Here is a 16,019-nt window from a genome sequence, read left to right as displayed (position 1 = left end):
ATGATGGAGGAACAATAATGGACAAAGATTTAGTAAGAGGTATAACATTTGAACTTGATGAAGAAAAAAGATTAGGAAACATGAGAATTGATTGGGCTGGAAGTAAAGGCAATCTTTGCAACCAATGGAATCCTACAAAGCTTCTAATGGAGCTAAAAACAGGCTGGAAAATTGACCTAAAGAAACTACAGCAGGAGCTGAACTACCTCCAATTTGAGCTTCTTTCAAGCTTTGAGAGGGTACGGAAATACTGCAAGGGTACAGGCTACGAAATGGAGCAAATTTTCACTATTTCATTAGATTACTATAATTATTCTGTTAAGCTAATACCAGTTAAAGACGCTTATAGTTACATCTATGCATATCTAAAGTAATAAGCCTTTCACACAAATTAAATTTTCTACTTATTATCCCTAATAGTCTTTTTAGCCTTTAAATAGTAAAGTAATTCTTTCTTATCTTCTACGTTCCAATCTTTAAAATCTCTAAGCAGTTCAATCACAGGAATAAATTCTGTATCTTCAATAGCCCCACCAAATAAGGTAGTTTCTGAATCTTCAATGAAATACGAAACTGATGTATTTAAGGCTTTAGCAATAATCTTTAGCCTATCTATTGAAGGATTACTTCTTCCGTTTTCAATATCACTTAAAAATGATATAGATATTCTGGTTTCTGACACATTAACAGTAGCATCCGACAGATTTTGTAATGATATACCTTTAGCTTTTCTGATAGCTTTGAGCTTTTCTCCTAATCCCATAATAACCTCCTAAAATTTCCGTAAATAACGTAGTAGTTTTAGTATAAACAAATTCAAGCAGTTTGTAAAATTGCTTGATAAAAAAGCAAAATGCTATATAAATTACGTAAAAAATATTGTATTTTTACGTAATTACCGTATAATAAATATTGTGGGGTGGTAGTTTTGGATAATATAGGTGAAAAAATAAAATGTGAGAGGCTTAAGAAAAGATTAAAGCAATATGAACTAGCTAAAAAGGCAGGTATTTCCAATACATTCCTGTCAGATATAGAAATAAACCGTTCGAGTCCGTCTTTGAAAACATTGGACAAGATAGCAAGGGCATTAGAAATTGATATTAAGGTATTTTTGTAGAAAATAGATTAGTGAAAAAGTTGTATTTCACTATTATGTAAATGAATAAAATTGCTATAGGAGGAGTAAAGATGAAACTTGTATTTAGCTTACTATTAATATTTGGAGTTGTTTGGTTAGTAATGTTTATAGGAAGTTTGGTAGGTTATTTAGGTCTTATATTTTTAAGGATTTTTGTTATATTTGGTATACCAGCTCTTGTAATAGGAAGTGTCTATAAGATGCTTAAGAGATAGTTAAGAATTATGGAAGATGAAATATATAAATTAATTTATATTTTAAATAAAACAAAGAAAGAGGTAATAATATGGCTAAAGAAATATGCCCAGTATGTAGAGGTAAAAAGATAGTTAAATGTGAGGACTACGGAATGACGTATGGTACATATGACCATAGTAATGTAACAATACAAGGGTCATGTCCAGCTTGCGGTGGTACTGGCAAAATACCATGTCCAGAATGTCATGGTACGGGAAAGGTAGATGAATAGATAAAGTTGTGTTTGGATAAAAGGGAGGTGAAAATTTGGGGTTACTTAAAAAATTAAAAGATTTGATAGCGAGAGAATTTGTTGATGACAATGATGTTAAGCTTTCAAAAAAGGTTCTGGATTTTTTAAATAATGAAGCAGATAAGAGAGCGAAAGATAATAACCGTATATTAAGATTAGCTCATAGTATGGATAACAAAAGTGATGATGAGTTAAAAAGAATATATCGAACAAGCTCTGGTGACATGAAAATATCAGCAGGGTATCTTTTGAAGAAAAGAAGATATTAAAGTATAAATATTAATTAGAAACATTGATGTCTTAATTTAATAAGGTATCAATGTTTCTTTTTTGTTTATAAATGGACTAAAGTTCAAAAATGAAAAATTATTATTTTTGAGATATTCACCAGAGATAGAATAAGTTGTTGTTTTGTTGATGTGAGTAAAAATTTTTAAATAGAAATATTGATAAGAAAGAAGAAATCCAAAAAAATATCAATCCAATATCATTAGGGCGTAAGCATATTTGAATTATCCGACGGCAATGGTAGGTAGAAAAAATGAAAAATAGAGCAATTATATGAAAATTAAAGCAAGAAAAGAATAATTTAAATTGACTAATTTCCAATAACACATTTTTTTAAATCATTTGTAATTATAGACTAATCGAATTTGTCGGAAAAAGTTTTTATTTCTTACATATGAAAATGAATGAAAATGAAAGCTGAATATTTTTTTTATCCATGATAATATTTCAACATAAAAAATAACAATTTTGAAATGAAAACCAGGGGGATAAAAAATGGCTTTAAAAAAGGTGAAGAAACAAGAATCTATTCAAAAAAATGATATCAATAAAGAGGAGGAAATGAAAACTATGAATGAAGTTAATAATTCAATTATCAATTCAAATGAGGAGGGTGTTACAGTAAAAGAAAATGTTATAAAACAAGACGAGACAATAGCGAAATCGACATCTATATTTAGTGATAGTAAAAAACCTGAAAATCAAGTAATTGAAAAGGTAGAAAGCGCTTTGGACAATGTAATGAAGGAATATAGAAGTAATAGTGAGATTGATTCATTTTTTAACAATGAGGAGTTGAGGGGGACATCTACTCCGATTACAGGTTTAGAAATAGAGATTAAACAAGAGATGCCAATAGATGAAGGTAATTATAAATTTTATGTTAAAAATCTTGGACTTGATAAACAAGTAGCAACAATATATGGTGCTAAAGATAAGTTAATGATTGAATTCCATATTAGCAGAATAATAAGTGGACAAGAAATAGAGTTTGATTTAAAGCAAAAGTATAATATATCGAGTAGTTCTAAGTCCAGATTCTATCAAATATATAAGGACTTAACAGGTAGACCGCCGATGGGAAAAATAAACCTTAGAGAACTTTTGAAAATTAAAGGATTGTGTGAGGTTAAACACATTTTAATGGATAATGGAGATGTTTTCCCAAGAATAGTTAATATAAATGCTGAGATATATAAAGATTGCTAAAAAGTTTTGTAATTTAATATTAAACGGAGTCCATCACAAAAAGGGACTCCGTCAATAAAAAGTAAAGATGGAGGATTTGTAGATGAATCAATTTGACAGGTTTGAAGAATTAAAAAAAAGAGGAGTGCAACTTAATAAACATCAAGATGTTTGCAACTGGAATCCTAACTATTTTCCTAAATATATTAAAAATAATTATCAAATAATATCAGCAAAAGACAAGTCTTACTATGTTTATAATAATGGTATTTGGGAAATACAGGATGATGGTAGGCTTTTAAAAGAGTTAAGAGATATATTCCAAGAACCAAAATTCGGTATATGGACACCAAGCATTGAAAAAGATTATATGGTTGGTATGGAAAGAGAGCTTTATTATGATGGTGAATTAAATTCTAATAAGAATCTAATAAATCTAGTAAATGGTATGTTTGATACTGAAAGTTTTGAGCTGAAACCTCATGACTATAGGTATTATAGTACAATTCGCATACCAATAGAATATATAATTGATGCAGTTTGCCCTAGATTTAAGAAGTTTCTGAAACAAGTATTTGATGAAGATGAAGAACGTATAATGGTTGCACAGGAATGGGCTGGATACATTCTAACAACAGCTACTAATGCGCAAAAGGCTCTAATACTTTTGGGAGAAGGCGAAAATGGTAAAGGTGTCTTTGTTGATACTCTTAGTCAGTTGATTGGAGAAGATAATATTTCCAATATACCGCTAAATGAGTTAAGTAGACCATTTTCAAGAGTAAGACTTTACAATAAAACTGCTAATATAAGCGGAGAAAATGAAATGAACGGTAAAAGCTTCAATACTCAATACTTTAAAGCTATAGTTGGTGAAGATACTATAAGTGCAGAAGAAAAAAACAAGCCTGTTTTTAGCTTTAAATCTACTGCTAAGCTAATAATGACTATGAATAATCTGCCCAATACTAGGGATACGAGCTATGGTTATTTTAGAAGATTATCTATATTAGCCTTTAATGCTAACTTTAGTGGAAAAAAAAGAGATAACCAACTAAGAGAAAAGCTAAAAGAAGAGCTCCCAGGAATATTCCTTTGGGCTATGGAAGGATTAAAAAGGTTACGACAAAATGACTATAAATTTTCTCAATGTAAAAGTATGGATGAGATGGTAAAAGGCTATCAAATAGAGCAGAAACCTATGGTTCAATTCTTTGAGGATTGTATTGTTCCTATAGAAGATACAAGTTATAGAGAAGATAACAAAATTGTGTACAACTCTTTTAAAAGTTGGGCTGTTGCAAATGGAATTGAGAAACACTATGCTCAAATGAGTTTGCAAAAGTTTTGGAGAGAGTTTGAGGCTGTTGCTAAGAAGAAGGGTTATAAGTTTAGCTCAAGTCGTTCCAATACTTTTAGATATCACACTGGAATTAAAGTAGTTGGTGAATATAGAGCAATGACAGGTATAAATCTTAATAATAAATTTATATTTTCAATAGATGATGAACTTAATAATCCATAATAACTTGGTCACAGTTTGGTCATAACTTGGTCGTAGTTTGGACGTAGGAAAGCTATGTAAATCAACGACTTGGTCATATAGGTCATAGTTTTCCTCTAAAAAAATAAGAAGAAAAAAATAATAAAAATAAAAGAAAATCGTGTTCAGATGCAACCATGCGACCAAAGCTACTGAAATCAACAAAAGCTGACGTTTAGATTAGACCAAACTCTAACCTAAAGTGACTCATATCAATAATACAGTAGAATACTAAATTGATATAAAAATAATTAAATTTTAGGAGGAATACAAAATGGAAAAATCAGTAACAAATACTATTAATAATGAAGAGGGTTCAATAAATGATATTTTAAAGGAAGCTGTGGCATCAACCAGTAAAAGCAAAAGCAGAGCATCAGGAGAAGCTGGGGTAATATCTATTGTTAAGGCTAAAACAGGAAATAGAATTACCTTTTCCAAGGAACTATTAGAAGAGCTTAATAATTTAGAGAAAGTACAAGTAGCATTCACTGAAGATAGCGTAATTATTGGCGAAAAACTTCCAGACAATAATAGTTCGTTTAATATAAAAAGAAGCGGTTCTAAAGGGATAACATATTCCACAGAGCTAGTTAATGAAGTTAGTGAACTCTTTGAATTAGATTTCAGTGATAAAACATCAATAACCTTTAATGAAGTTGAATATCTTGTAAATGAGGAATATCCAGTAGCAGTAATAAAAATAAAATAAAACTATAATAAATAGCAATAGTAGTTAGAAACTTGTTAGGAATTTAATGAAAATTCAATGAAAATAAATTTTTTAAGGTATGACAAGTTTCTAACTAAATTAACAATAGAAGATTAACTGTATTGATGGAGGTATAAAAAATGATTGCAAATGCGGCTTTTAATAGTATTAGATATAAAAAGGAACTTATAAGAAGATATCCAACTGATTTGATTGAGTTTGAAAAATTCCTGATTTCAGTTAACCCAGTTTACGAATGGTTCATAGATAATGCTGACAAGGCAAGCTATAAATTAATAAAGGCATTTATAACTAATATAGTTCCACTAGGACACATAGGGAAAAAATACTTTAAGAGAATTGCTAATAAAAAACAAGGAGTAACTATTGAGTTGTGGAAATTATACAACGATATAGAAAAGCAATATTGGATAGGAGACTTTGAAATAGCAACGTATTATGAACTAAGACGTTTAGGATTTAAGGGTATTCAGCTAGGGGGAGGGGGAGACTGCCCAGTAGATAGTATCTTTAAATTCATTGGTAAAGAGGCCATAAGAATTTCAGAAGCGATTCTAAATTAAATCTAAATATATATTATATATTTGAAATGATGTTAGGGGTGTGTGGTAGAAATGATACTAGAATTAATTAATTCAAAGATAAGTAGAGAAAAACTATATAAAAGGATATACGAACCTTATGAGGTTACTAAAACTGAAAAAATTACTGAGGATAGTGATACTACATTTTATGAACCTTTAGCAGAGATTTTAATGTTAATCCATATGAATAAATAGTGTGTGTAAATCAATAAGTAACAACATAATTTGCTAAATAAATTATTAATAAATGAGGAGGTACTTTTATGGTACAAATAAGAAAAGCTGCAATGTATGCAAGGTATTCAAGTGATAACCCAAGGGATGAATCTATAGATGCTCAAGTGAGAACAATTAAAGATTATGCTAAAAAGAACAATATTGAAATAGTAAAAATATATGTTGATAGAGCTAAGTCTGCTACAGCAGATAAAATACCTGAATTTCAGCAGATGATAAAAGATAGTGCATTAGGTATATTTGATGTTGTAATTGTCCATAAGTTGGACAGGTTTTCAAGAGATAAATATCATTCCATTTTATATAAAAGAAAGTTAAAAGCTAATGGTGCAAAACTGTTAAGTGTTATGGAAAATTTAGATGGAAGTTCAGAATCATTAATACTAGAATCTGTAATAGAGGGAATGGCTCAATACTATTCTAAAAGCTTATTAAAAGAAACAGAAGGAAGTATAAATAGAGTGTTTGATAAACTTAAAAATAATAAAGATATGCTATGTTTAAATTGTAAATATGAAGTAGATAAAAACTACATTATGGATGAACTAAAAAAAGAATTATCAAAAATTTTGATATAGTATTGTGATGGAGGTAGTTAGGTATGACAGAGAAGAAAAAAGCAGTGATATACGCAAGGTATTCCAGTGATAATCAAAGGGAGGAATCTATAGATGCTCAAGTAAGAGCTATAGAAGATTACGCTAAAAAGAATAATATTGAAATATTGAAAACATATGCTGATAGGGCTAAGTCTGCTACATCGGATAAAAGACCTCAGTTTCAACAAATGATAAAAGACAGTGCATTAGGCATATTTGATATTGTAATTGTCCATAAACTAGATAGGTTTTCCAGAGATAAATATGATTCTGTTTCATATAAAAGAAAGTTAAAAGCTAATGGCATAAGGCTAATAAGTGTTACAGAAAATTTAGATGGAAGTCCTGAGTCAGTAATATTAGAATCTGTAATAGAGGGAATGGCGGAATATTATTCTAAAAATTTAGCAAGAGAAGTTATGAAAGGGATGAAGGAAAATGCTCTCCAGTGTAAACACTTAGGAGGGTTACCACCTTTAGGGTATGATGTTGATGCTAATAAAAATTATGTAACTAATGAAGCAGAAGCTGAGATTGTTAGGAAAATTTTTGATATGTACATTAATGGTTATGGTTACAGCGAGATTATAGACTATTGTAATAATAAAGGATATAAAACTAAGATGGGTAATTCTTTTGGAAAAAATAGTATATACAGTATATTGGATAATGAAAAATACAGTGGAGTATATGTTTTTAATAAAAGTTCAAAGAAAGATGCTTTTGGTAGAAGAAACAGTCATTCGTCAAAGGATGAAAGCGAAATGATAAAAAAAGATGGTGGAATGCCAGCTATAATAACAAAAGAAGTTTTCCAAAAGGCTAAAGAAATGATGGCTGTGAGAAAAAAAGCACCTGGAGCTAATAAGGCAAAAGAGATGTATTTGCTTACAGGCTTGATATACTGTGGTCATTGCGGTTCAGCAATGCAGGGCAATAGAAGAAAGCCGAAGGACAAGCCTAAATATGTGTCTTATAGGTGTGGATGCAGGGTACAAAAAAGAGGCTGTGACAATAAGGAAATAAGAAAAGAGTATGTAGAAGAGTTTGTTTTGACGGAGCTAGAGAAAAATATCCTAAATGACAAGGCAGTTCCAATATTAGTTGAAAAAATAAATAAACATATAGAGGAACAATCTAAGCATGAAAAGGAATCTACTGAAACAATGATTAGGGAGCTAAATGAGGTTAGAAAGCAGATAGACAACATAGTAGTAGCAATAACTAATGGGTTCTATCAAAGCGAATTTAAGGCTAAAATGGAGGAACTAGAGGAGAGAAAATCAAGGCTTGAACTTAGTATTAAAGAGATAGAAGTTAAAAATAATATCCCAAGTATTACAGAGGAACAGGTTAAAAATATGTTTGCTATGTTTAAAGGCTATGTATTGGAGAGAAATATACCCGAGTGTAAAAAATTCATACAAAGTTATGTCCATAAGGTTATCGTTTATAAAGACCGCGTTGAAGTAATATTCAACGTGGCTTTTAACTTTTTGCAGGAAAAAGATGTTGTCAGTATACGAGCTTCCGCAAGAAAGAAAACCCTATTTAAGATATGCAGAAATATTGCGTGAGAATAGGGATAATATTAAATTTCTAGTGTAGTAGAGCTATGAGAGGAGGTGAGAGTTATGATAAAATACTTAGTTTTTGGAATAGGTGTAGTTGTAGGAATTACAGCATGTGTTGTTGTAGATTTAGCAGTGCAGTTTGTAGACACAGCAGATATTAGATATTAAGGAGTATAGAAGGCAGTTTGAGGAGGAATAAAATGATAATAGAATTAAGTTTCACAGGTGGAATAATGTTTGGAGTTTGGTTGTACAAGGTTGCTAAAAAGAAATGGAGTGACTAGAAGTAATATTAAAAAAATAGTAGTTAAAAAGGCTATTATATTTTAAGTGTATAGTCTTTTTAACCATTAATAAGCTGATTAAATAAGCTGAAGACCTATATTGTAAATAAATTTATAAATTTACAAAATACCGATGAATTAGGAAAAAATGTAGATGAATTAAAGGTATTATGGTATAATATAGTTCATATAGAAATTAATATAAAATTTGTTAAATTAGTATTTAAATTTGTAATTGGATGATGCAACAGTCATAGCAATTAACTAATATGTATATAATTGTAAAGTTAATTATTATAAAGGGGAGATAGGCATGTATCAAAAATTTGTTCAAGCTATTAACCAAAAGAAATTAGTATTGTTAAAATTTGATTCCTATGAAAAAGGTGTAATTTCAAGAACTTGTGTACCATTTGATTTTGGACCAAGTAGAAAATACAAAGACGGTCAAGATAGGTATCATTTTTACGATTTAGATAGCCCGTCAAGCAATCATAATTTATCAATATTGCCATCACAAATAATTGATATAAAAATATTAGACAAGTCGTTTGAACCTAAGAATTATGTTACCTGGAATCCAATAAGGTGGTTTTTAAAGAGAGATTGGGGAGCATATTCATAATTAATAAATACTAGCTTTACGATATTAAGCTATTTTGCTTAAGTTTTAGGAGTGAATAATAGACATGGATAAGATTAAAATTGATTTCGCTAATTGCTTTGGTATTAAGGAATTAAAGTATACTTTTGACTTCACAAGCAAAAAAGCCTGTAGCATTTATGCTCCTAATGGAACAATGAAGACTTCATTTGCTAAAACAGTTAAATGTATATCAAATGAAGAAGCACCTCAGGATTTGATTAACACTGAAAAAGTTTCTAATGCCTTAATTACTAAAAGTAATGGAGAAGATGTGAGTTCAGGGGATGTATTTGTAATTGAATCATATAAGGAAGATTATGAATCAAAAAGAGTTTCAATGTTGATGGTAAACAAAGAGCTAAAAGCAGAGTACGATAAAATACATTCTGATTTAGAAAAAAAGAAAGATGAATTGTTAAAAGAACTATCAGCATTATGTGGCATAAGGAGTAAAGATGAAATAGAAATAGAAATAAGTAATGCATGGGGTAACACTTCTAGAAATATATTTCAATGTTTTGAGGAAATAAATTTGTTGCTTGAGGATTTTTCATCTCCAATTAATATAAAATACAAAACAATTATAAATGAAAAAGTAATTGAATTTTTCAAAGACAAAGGTATTAAAGCATTAATAAGAGAATATATAGAAAAATATGATGAATTAATAACTAAATCTGAGTATTTTACTAAAGGGGTCTTTAATCATAATAATGTAAGTGTCATAGGAAAAAATTTAAACGATAATGGATTTTTTAAGGTTAAAAATAAAATAGTAATCAAAGATAAGGAAATAAATAGTAAGAAAGAGCTTGATGCTTTATTAGAGGGTGAAAAAAGTAAAATTTTTAACGATGCTGATTTGCTAACTAGATTTGAAAAGTTGGATGAAAAACTAACGAAAAATGCTGCTATGAAGGACTTAAGAACTTTATTGGAAAGTACTCCAGAAATTATATCTTATTTAGATAATATAGATGGTTTAAAAAAAGAACTTTGGTTAAGCTATTTAAAGGAAAAGGAAGAAGAACTAAAGGCATTAGTTAACATGTACAAATTGTCAAAGGAAGAGTTAGCAAAAATTGTAGAAGAAGCTAAGAAAGAAAAAACAACTTGGGATGAAGTGGTTGAGATTTTTAACGAAAGATTTGATGTGCCATTTGTAGTTGAAATTGTTAACCAACAAGATGTAATTTTGAAAGAAAATACTCCAACTATTAATTTTAAATATAATGAAAGTGGAAGTTATAAAGATGTAGATAAGTCAACACTACTTAATGTATTAAGTAATGGAGAAAAGAGGGCTTTATATATACTTAATTTAATATTTGAAATAGAGGCTCTGATTAAGTTAGATAAAAATGTATTAGTAGTTATTGATGACATTGCAGATTCATTTGATTATAAGAATAAATACGCTATTGTTGAATATCTAAATGATATATTAAAATCAGGCATATTTAGAATGGTAATACTTACGCATAATTTTGATTTTTATAGAACTGTTGTAAATAGGCTAGGAATTCCGATAAAAAACAGGTTGATGGTTCATAAGAATAATAAGGAAATAAAGCTTATTCAAGGTGAATATTTTAAAAACGTATTTAATGTATGGAAAGATAAAATTAGTAGTAAGGATAGAATTATGATAGCCTCAATTCCATTTGTAAGAAATTTAAGTGAATATTTAGAAGTAAAAGATTCACCTAATTATTTAAAGCTAACTAGTTTGTTACATATAAAAGATGGTACTAATAATATTACTGTAGCAGATTTGGAAGTAATATATAATGAAGTGTGGAGAGTACCTAAAAATTTAAATGCTAAAAGTAGAAAGGTTGTCAATGTTTTATTTGAAGAAGCAGAAAAAATAGTACAAGAGGATACTGAAAGAATAAACTTAGAAAATAAGATAGTTTTATCTATGGCAATTAGATTACTGGCAGAAGAATTTATGATGACTAGAATAAGTGATGAAGAGAAAATAAAAAATATAACTAGTAATCAGACATGCGAATTACTCAGACTTTACAAAGAGGAGCATAATGATGTTAGTCAAATAAAAGTCTTAGAAGAAGTCAATTTAATGACACCTGAGAATATACATATAAATTCTTTTATGTATGAACCAATTTTAGACCTATCAGATTCGTATTTAAAGAAATTATACAGCAATATTAAAGAAATGCATTCGGTAGCGTATGAGGAATCCGCTTTGCATAAGAATGAAGCTGGAGAGTAACAATAAAATAGTGGATTTCAAAGGTTGTGCTTCGCCTCCACCATACATATTAGTGACCGCCTGTAAGTGGCTTAAACAGCTGCTTGCAGGCGGTTGCGTTTTTTGCTGGGTGAGGGTAGCTCCACCAAGTAGATAGTTCTACATAAAATTAGATAAAATTCTGTATTAGAGTGTATTTGCTTAACTCAATAGGATATAATTAAAGTATATTATTAGCAAGAATATATTTGAAATTTATGTTTGAGCATAGCATTAGTTTTGGGACATAATATTAAAAATAAGAGAAGTTTTATTAAAGGAGAAGTGGTATGGCAATATACTTAAATACAAATAGACCATTAGAAAATTTCATAGAACTTTACAATGAAAAATATTATGTAGATAAATCAGAAATAATATCTTTAATAAATGAGAAAATATCTAGTAAGAGTAAATATATATGTATAACAAGACCAAGAAGATTTGGAAAAACAAGTGTTATTAACATGTTGGGAGCTTACTATACCAAAAATGTTGATAGTAAGGATATTTTTGATAATCTCAAAATAAGCAATAGTGAAAGTTATTTAAAAAATTTAAATAAATACAATGTAATAAGTATATCCTTTAATAAGCTGTCGGATAGAGGAAATACTTACATTGACTATATAGAAATGATAAAAACTTCAATTATAAATGATATTGTAGAACAATATCCAGAAGTTAATCCGGAAAAGTATTTTACAATAAGTGATATGCTAGATGCAACAAATGATAAATTCATATTTATTATTGATGAATGGGATTATATATTTAATAATAATTTATTTAAAGATAACCAAAATGATTTCTTAGAGTTTTTAAGAAATCTGTTAAAGGATAGGTCATATGTCGCATTAGCTTATATGACAGGAGTACTGCCAATAAAGAAGCATTCAAGTACATCAGCTTTAAATATGTTTGATGAGTATACTATGTTAAATGATATGCTTTATGGAAGATATTTTGGCTTTATAGAGGAAGAAGTAAAAGAATTGTGTGACAAGCAAAGTAAGATTACTTTTGTAGAAATAAGTGATTGGTATAATGGATACATAAATGAAGATGGAGATAGAATATATAATCCACGTTCAGTAGTTAAAGCTTTTGAAAATGGAAAGTGTATAAGTTATTGGACCAATACTGGAGCTATGGATGAAGTCAAAGAATATTTAAAATATAATACTATGGATGTACGTGAAGATATAATTAAAATGGTGTCAGGTTATGATATAGATATTATAATAAATGAAGAATTTAGAGCTGGACAAGATCCGCCAAAAACTAAAATAGAAATATATTCAGCTATGATAATTTTAGGCTTTTTATCATATTATGATGGATATTTAAAAATACCTAATAAAGAGTTAATGAGGGAATTTGAGAAAGCTCTTCAAGATGAATCTTTTGGTTATGTATCTGATATTATAAAAAATTCTAGAAATATGTTGAAGGCAACAGTGTTGCAGGACACTGAGTCAGTAGCACAAGTTTTACATGAAATTCATAATTCAGAAATACCGATATTGCAGTATAATGATGAGAATAGTCTATCATGTGTAGTAACTTTAGCATATTTGAGTGCAAGAGACACTTATAGAATTGAAAGAGAAGAAAAAGCTGGCAAAGGATTTGCTGATTTTATTTTCCATCCAAGGAGAAAGACAGATGTTCCATTTGTTCTTGAGCTTAAGAAAGATGAAACTGTAAATATAGCTATTAAGCAAATGAAAGAAAAGGAGTATTTTCAAAAATTCATTAAAGAACATGAAAATGTACTATTAGTTGCAATATGTTACGACTCAAAAACGAAAAATCATAGCTGTAAAATAGAAAAAATTTATTTATAGATGGTATAGTGGATTTCGCCTACCGTGCTTCGCCTCCACCATTGAAAACCACAATACATATTACCGTATCAGAGAAATATGAAAGTATATAGAAAACGTGGTATAATTTTAATATTATTAAGTCACAATCGTAAGATAAGACGTCTTAATTATATTTAGGTTAGTATTATACTAAAAACACATACCTAATAATAAATTAGCTATAATATAATTAACTTATTTTAAGAATAATTTGAAACTTTTATATAGGAAATGGTTATTGTGGATAAACAATTAAATTTACTTTATTTTAGTCCCACTGATACAACAGTGAAAGTTGTTAAAGAAATGGGCAAATGAATTAAAAGTTATAAAAGATTATGTAAAGTAGTAGAACATAAAGTACATAGATCATATATAGTCTATATGTAAATTAAATGAAATCAATGAGCCTATAGGAATGTAAATTATAATATATATGGGGAGGAATAATTTAGTGAGTGAAATTTTTAAAAAGTATCCAGTTCCTATAGTAGGGCTTATACTAGGATTAGCAGCAACAGGTAATCTTGTACAATCATATGGAGAAGTATACCGTAATATATTTGGTATAGTATCAACAGTATTACTTATCCTAATGATTATAAAAATTGTAAAGTATCCTAAGAGTGTAGCAGAGAGTTTGGATAATCCTGTAATAGCTAGTACATTTCCTACACTAACTATGGGAATCATGGTATTATCAACTTATCTAAAACTATATGCGGCATTATTAGCTTACATAATATGGATTATAGGAGTCGCTCTGCATATTATATTAATCTTGTGGTTTACCAAGAAATTTGTGTTTAATTTTAAAGTTAAACAAGTATTTCCAACTTGGTTTATAGTTTATATTGGTATAGCTGCTACTAGCGTAACAGCTCCTACTTTTGAAATGGTAAGTGTGGGACAAGTAGCCTTTTGGTTTGGATTTGTAACTTATTTAATACTTTTACCAATAGTTATTTATAGGGTTATGATAGTTAAGGAAATGGCAGAGCAAACATTACCGACTCTTGCTATATTTTCAGCACCTGCAAGTATATTATTAGCAGGATATATGAGTTCATTTAAAACAAAAAACATGGAAATAGTATGTTTTTTAACAATATTATCAATTATTATGTATGTAGCAGTTATTATTATGCTATTTAAACTTTTGAGATTAAAGTTCTATCCAAGTTATTCAGCATTTACATTTCCGCTTATAATAAGCGGTATAGGAATGAAGCTTACAAATGGATTTTTAATTAAGTCTGGACACACTATTTCAGTATTACGATATTTGGTTAGATTCCAAGAGGTAGTAGGGGTTGCCTTAACATTATATGTATTAATTAGATATATTGAATTTCTTTTGCCAAAGAATAGTACTATACTAGATTCTAAAGGTTATGTAAAATAATAGGGGGTACTTATGGAAAATAAAAAATCTTTGCAAATTGATGCTGAAAGATGTGTTGGCTGTAGAAAATGTGAAAATACATGTATTATGGAGGCTATTACCATAATTGATGAAGTTGGATACATTGACATAAGCTTATGTAATAATTGCGGCATGTGTATTTCGGTATGCCACAAGCATGCAATAAGATAATAGTATGAAATCTCTTTATCTGAAGTGTTTGGATGAATGTATGGAATTGCCCCAGAAGACCCTACAGATATTTTGATTGCTAATAGATGGCTTGAACAGCCTTCACAGGTAATAAATCATGAAACCCACGGAAATCTAAAATTTGGATTTTCATGGGTTATTTTTGTACTTGTTTTCTATATTCATTTGGTGTAAGAGTAAAGTTTTTCTTGAAAATATGATAAAAATGACTTGATCCTGAATATCCTACTTTTTCAATAATTTCTTGTACAGAAAGATTTGTTTTAGATAAATAAAAACATGCTTGCTTAAGTTTAATGTTTTGAAGAATTAAACAGCTTATGAGATAAAATTAATAAATTCCGAGCAAGAAATAATATGGCAAACAGGAAAGGTTGTAAGTAATAATTCTATAAACATTCCTTATAGGGGACAAGCTCTTGAGAGTAGAAAAGAATATTTTTGGAAAGTAAGTGTATGGAATAATTATAATGAAGTTTCTGAAAGTGAATTCAACAGTTTCGAAGTTGGATTAATTCATTTACAAGATTGGGTTGGAAAATGGATTGAAGCAGATATTGAGGTTAAATCAATTAAAGAAAAATTTAACATGGAAAAAATATTTTCATACCATCAAGATCCAAAAGAAATTGAATATTTAGATGGAGAAAAAACAATTATAGGAACAGATAATTCATTTGCAGCCTATACAGGGGAAATAGAGTATTCAGATTTATTTATTGGAGAAAAACAAAATCACATAGAAAAAGAAAGAGAATTTTTTAAGGTTTATGAAAGGGATTATGGATATGAAATGCTAAAAGCTGATGAAGCTGAGTCTATAAAATGCATTGAAAGAATAAAGTTTAATCAAATAATAAAAACACCGCAAGGTGATATTGTACTTGATTTTGGTAGAAATATATCTGGAATTGTTGAGGTAAAGGCAATATTTTAAATGATTTGCAAGGATTGTATGCGTTA

At 28.9% G+C, this 16,019-nt stretch carries 21 protein-coding genes and 1 pseudogene; 20 read left to right on the top strand and 2 right to left on the bottom strand.

Annotated elements, in window-relative coordinates; translation table 11 throughout:
• Positions 1-17: 17 nt before the first annotated feature.
• Entirely contained in the window at positions 18-374 is a 357-nt protein-coding gene (locus HBE96_RS21825) for a hypothetical protein (protein ID WP_169299809.1), read from the top strand.
• Positions 375-400: 26 nt separating this feature from the next.
• Here the strand turns inward: HBE96_RS21825 and HBE96_RS21820 are convergent, their stop codons facing one another.
• Complete coding sequence (locus HBE96_RS21820; protein WP_206155027.1) at positions 401-763, bottom strand: helix-turn-helix domain-containing protein; 363 nt, start codon at positions 761-763, stop codon at positions 401-403.
• Positions 764-928: 165 nt separating this feature from the next.
• Here HBE96_RS21820 and HBE96_RS21815 point away from each other — a divergent pair, with 165 nt between their 5' ends.
• The 17 genes from HBE96_RS21815 (at position 929) to HBE96_RS21735 (ending at position 15,230) form a co-directional block, all read left to right on the top strand.
• Positions 929-1,120 carry a helix-turn-helix domain-containing protein gene (locus HBE96_RS21815; protein ID WP_169299808.1) on the top strand — a complete coding sequence of 64 codons (192 nt, stop codon included), beginning with the start codon at positions 929-931 and terminating at the stop codon, positions 1,118-1,120.
• A gap of 71 nt (positions 1,121-1,191) precedes the next feature.
• The gene (locus HBE96_RS21810) at positions 1,192-1,356 is read left to right on the top strand and encodes a hypothetical protein (RefSeq protein WP_169299807.1); all 165 of its coding nucleotides are present in this window, start codon (positions 1,192-1,194) and stop codon (positions 1,354-1,356) included.
• 71 nt (positions 1,357-1,427) lie between these two features.
• Complete coding sequence (locus HBE96_RS21805) at positions 1,428-1,610, top strand: hypothetical protein (RefSeq protein WP_029159055.1); 183 nt, start codon at positions 1,428-1,430, stop codon at positions 1,608-1,610.
• A gap of 35 nt (positions 1,611-1,645) precedes the next feature.
• On the top strand, positions 1,646-1,900 hold the full coding sequence (locus HBE96_RS21800; RefSeq protein WP_169299806.1) for a hypothetical protein: 255 nt from the start codon (positions 1,646-1,648) through the stop codon (positions 1,898-1,900).
• 514 nt (positions 1,901-2,414) lie between these two features.
• A complete protein-coding gene (locus tag HBE96_RS21795) occupies positions 2,415-3,128 on the top strand; it encodes a hypothetical protein (protein ID WP_169299805.1) in 714 nt (237 codons plus the stop codon).
• 82 nt (positions 3,129-3,210) lie between these two features.
• Entirely contained in the window at positions 3,211-4,632 is a 1,422-nt protein-coding gene (locus HBE96_RS21790; RefSeq protein ID WP_169299804.1) for a DNA primase family protein, read from the top strand.
• A 292-nt stretch (positions 4,633-4,924) separates the two neighbouring features.
• On the top strand, positions 4,925-5,362 hold the full coding sequence (locus tag HBE96_RS21785) for an amidophosphoribosyltransferase (RefSeq protein WP_169299803.1): 438 nt from the start codon (positions 4,925-4,927) through the stop codon (positions 5,360-5,362).
• A 140-nt stretch (positions 5,363-5,502) separates the two neighbouring features.
• A complete protein-coding gene (locus tag HBE96_RS21780; RefSeq protein ID WP_169299802.1) occupies positions 5,503-5,946 on the top strand; it encodes a hypothetical protein in 444 nt (147 codons plus the stop codon).
• A 51-nt stretch (positions 5,947-5,997) separates the two neighbouring features.
• On the top strand, positions 5,998-6,162 hold the full coding sequence (locus tag HBE96_RS21775; RefSeq protein ID WP_169299801.1) for a hypothetical protein: 165 nt from the start codon (positions 5,998-6,000) through the stop codon (positions 6,160-6,162).
• 68 nt (positions 6,163-6,230) lie between these two features.
• Positions 6,231-6,782, top strand: a complete 552-nt coding sequence (locus tag HBE96_RS21770) for a recombinase family protein (RefSeq protein WP_169299800.1) — start codon at positions 6,231-6,233, stop codon at positions 6,780-6,782.
• A 23-nt stretch (positions 6,783-6,805) separates the two neighbouring features.
• On the top strand, positions 6,806-8,380 hold the full coding sequence (locus tag HBE96_RS21765) for a recombinase family protein (RefSeq protein ID WP_169299799.1): 1,575 nt from the start codon (positions 6,806-6,808) through the stop codon (positions 8,378-8,380).
• A 594-nt stretch (positions 8,381-8,974) separates the two neighbouring features.
• Positions 8,975-9,286 (top strand): hypothetical protein, encoded by a 312-nt coding sequence (locus tag HBE96_RS21760; protein WP_169299798.1) that lies wholly within the window; start codon positions 8,975-8,977, stop codon positions 9,284-9,286.
• A gap of 64 nt (positions 9,287-9,350) precedes the next feature.
• Complete coding sequence (locus HBE96_RS21755) at positions 9,351-11,549, top strand: ATP-binding protein (RefSeq protein WP_169299797.1); 2,199 nt, start codon at positions 9,351-9,353, stop codon at positions 11,547-11,549.
• 308 nt (positions 11,550-11,857) lie between these two features.
• On the top strand, positions 11,858-13,417 hold the full coding sequence (locus HBE96_RS21750; RefSeq protein WP_169299796.1) for an AAA family ATPase: 1,560 nt from the start codon (positions 11,858-11,860) through the stop codon (positions 13,415-13,417).
• Positions 13,418-13,892: 475 nt separating this feature from the next.
• Positions 13,893-14,843, top strand: a complete 951-nt coding sequence (locus HBE96_RS21745; protein WP_169299795.1) for an SLAC1 family transporter — start codon at positions 13,893-13,895, stop codon at positions 14,841-14,843.
• 12 nt (positions 14,844-14,855) lie between these two features.
• Positions 14,856-15,035 carry a 4Fe-4S binding protein gene (locus tag HBE96_RS21740; protein ID WP_169299794.1) on the top strand — a complete coding sequence of 60 codons (180 nt, stop codon included), beginning with the start codon at positions 14,856-14,858 and terminating at the stop codon, positions 15,033-15,035.
• 36 nt (positions 15,036-15,071) lie between these two features.
• Complete coding sequence (locus tag HBE96_RS21735) at positions 15,072-15,230, top strand: hypothetical protein (protein WP_169299793.1); 159 nt, start codon at positions 15,072-15,074, stop codon at positions 15,228-15,230.
• On the opposite strand, the gene HBE96_RS27015 is transcribed toward HBE96_RS21735, so the two are convergent.
• Entirely contained in the window at positions 15,193-15,354 is a 162-nt protein-coding gene (locus HBE96_RS27015) for a helix-turn-helix domain-containing protein (RefSeq protein ID WP_425350783.1), read from the bottom strand. The two genes, HBE96_RS21735 and HBE96_RS27015, sit on opposite strands and share 38 nt — an antisense overlap.
• Positions 15,355-15,381: 27 nt before the next feature.
• Between HBE96_RS27015 and HBE96_RS27040 the strand changes: the two are divergent.
• Both HBE96_RS27040 and HBE96_RS21725 read left to right on the top strand, forming a co-directional pair.
• A pseudogene (locus HBE96_RS27040) lies at positions 15,382-15,561 on the top strand (glycoside hydrolase family 78 protein); the annotation flags it as partial.
• A gap of 84 nt (positions 15,562-15,645) precedes the next feature.
• The gene (locus HBE96_RS21725) at positions 15,646-15,993 is read left to right on the top strand and encodes a hypothetical protein (protein ID WP_169299792.1); all 348 of its coding nucleotides are present in this window, start codon (positions 15,646-15,648) and stop codon (positions 15,991-15,993) included.
• Positions 15,994-16,019 lie beyond the last annotated feature (26 nt).

The sequence above is a fragment of the Clostridium muellerianum genome, assembly GCF_012926525.1.
Lineage (GTDB): Bacteria > Bacillota > Clostridia > Clostridiales > Clostridiaceae > Clostridium_AM > Clostridium_AM muellerianum.
The sequence above is the reverse complement of the archived record's forward strand: the minus strand, read 5'-3'. Positions and strand labels throughout refer to the sequence as shown.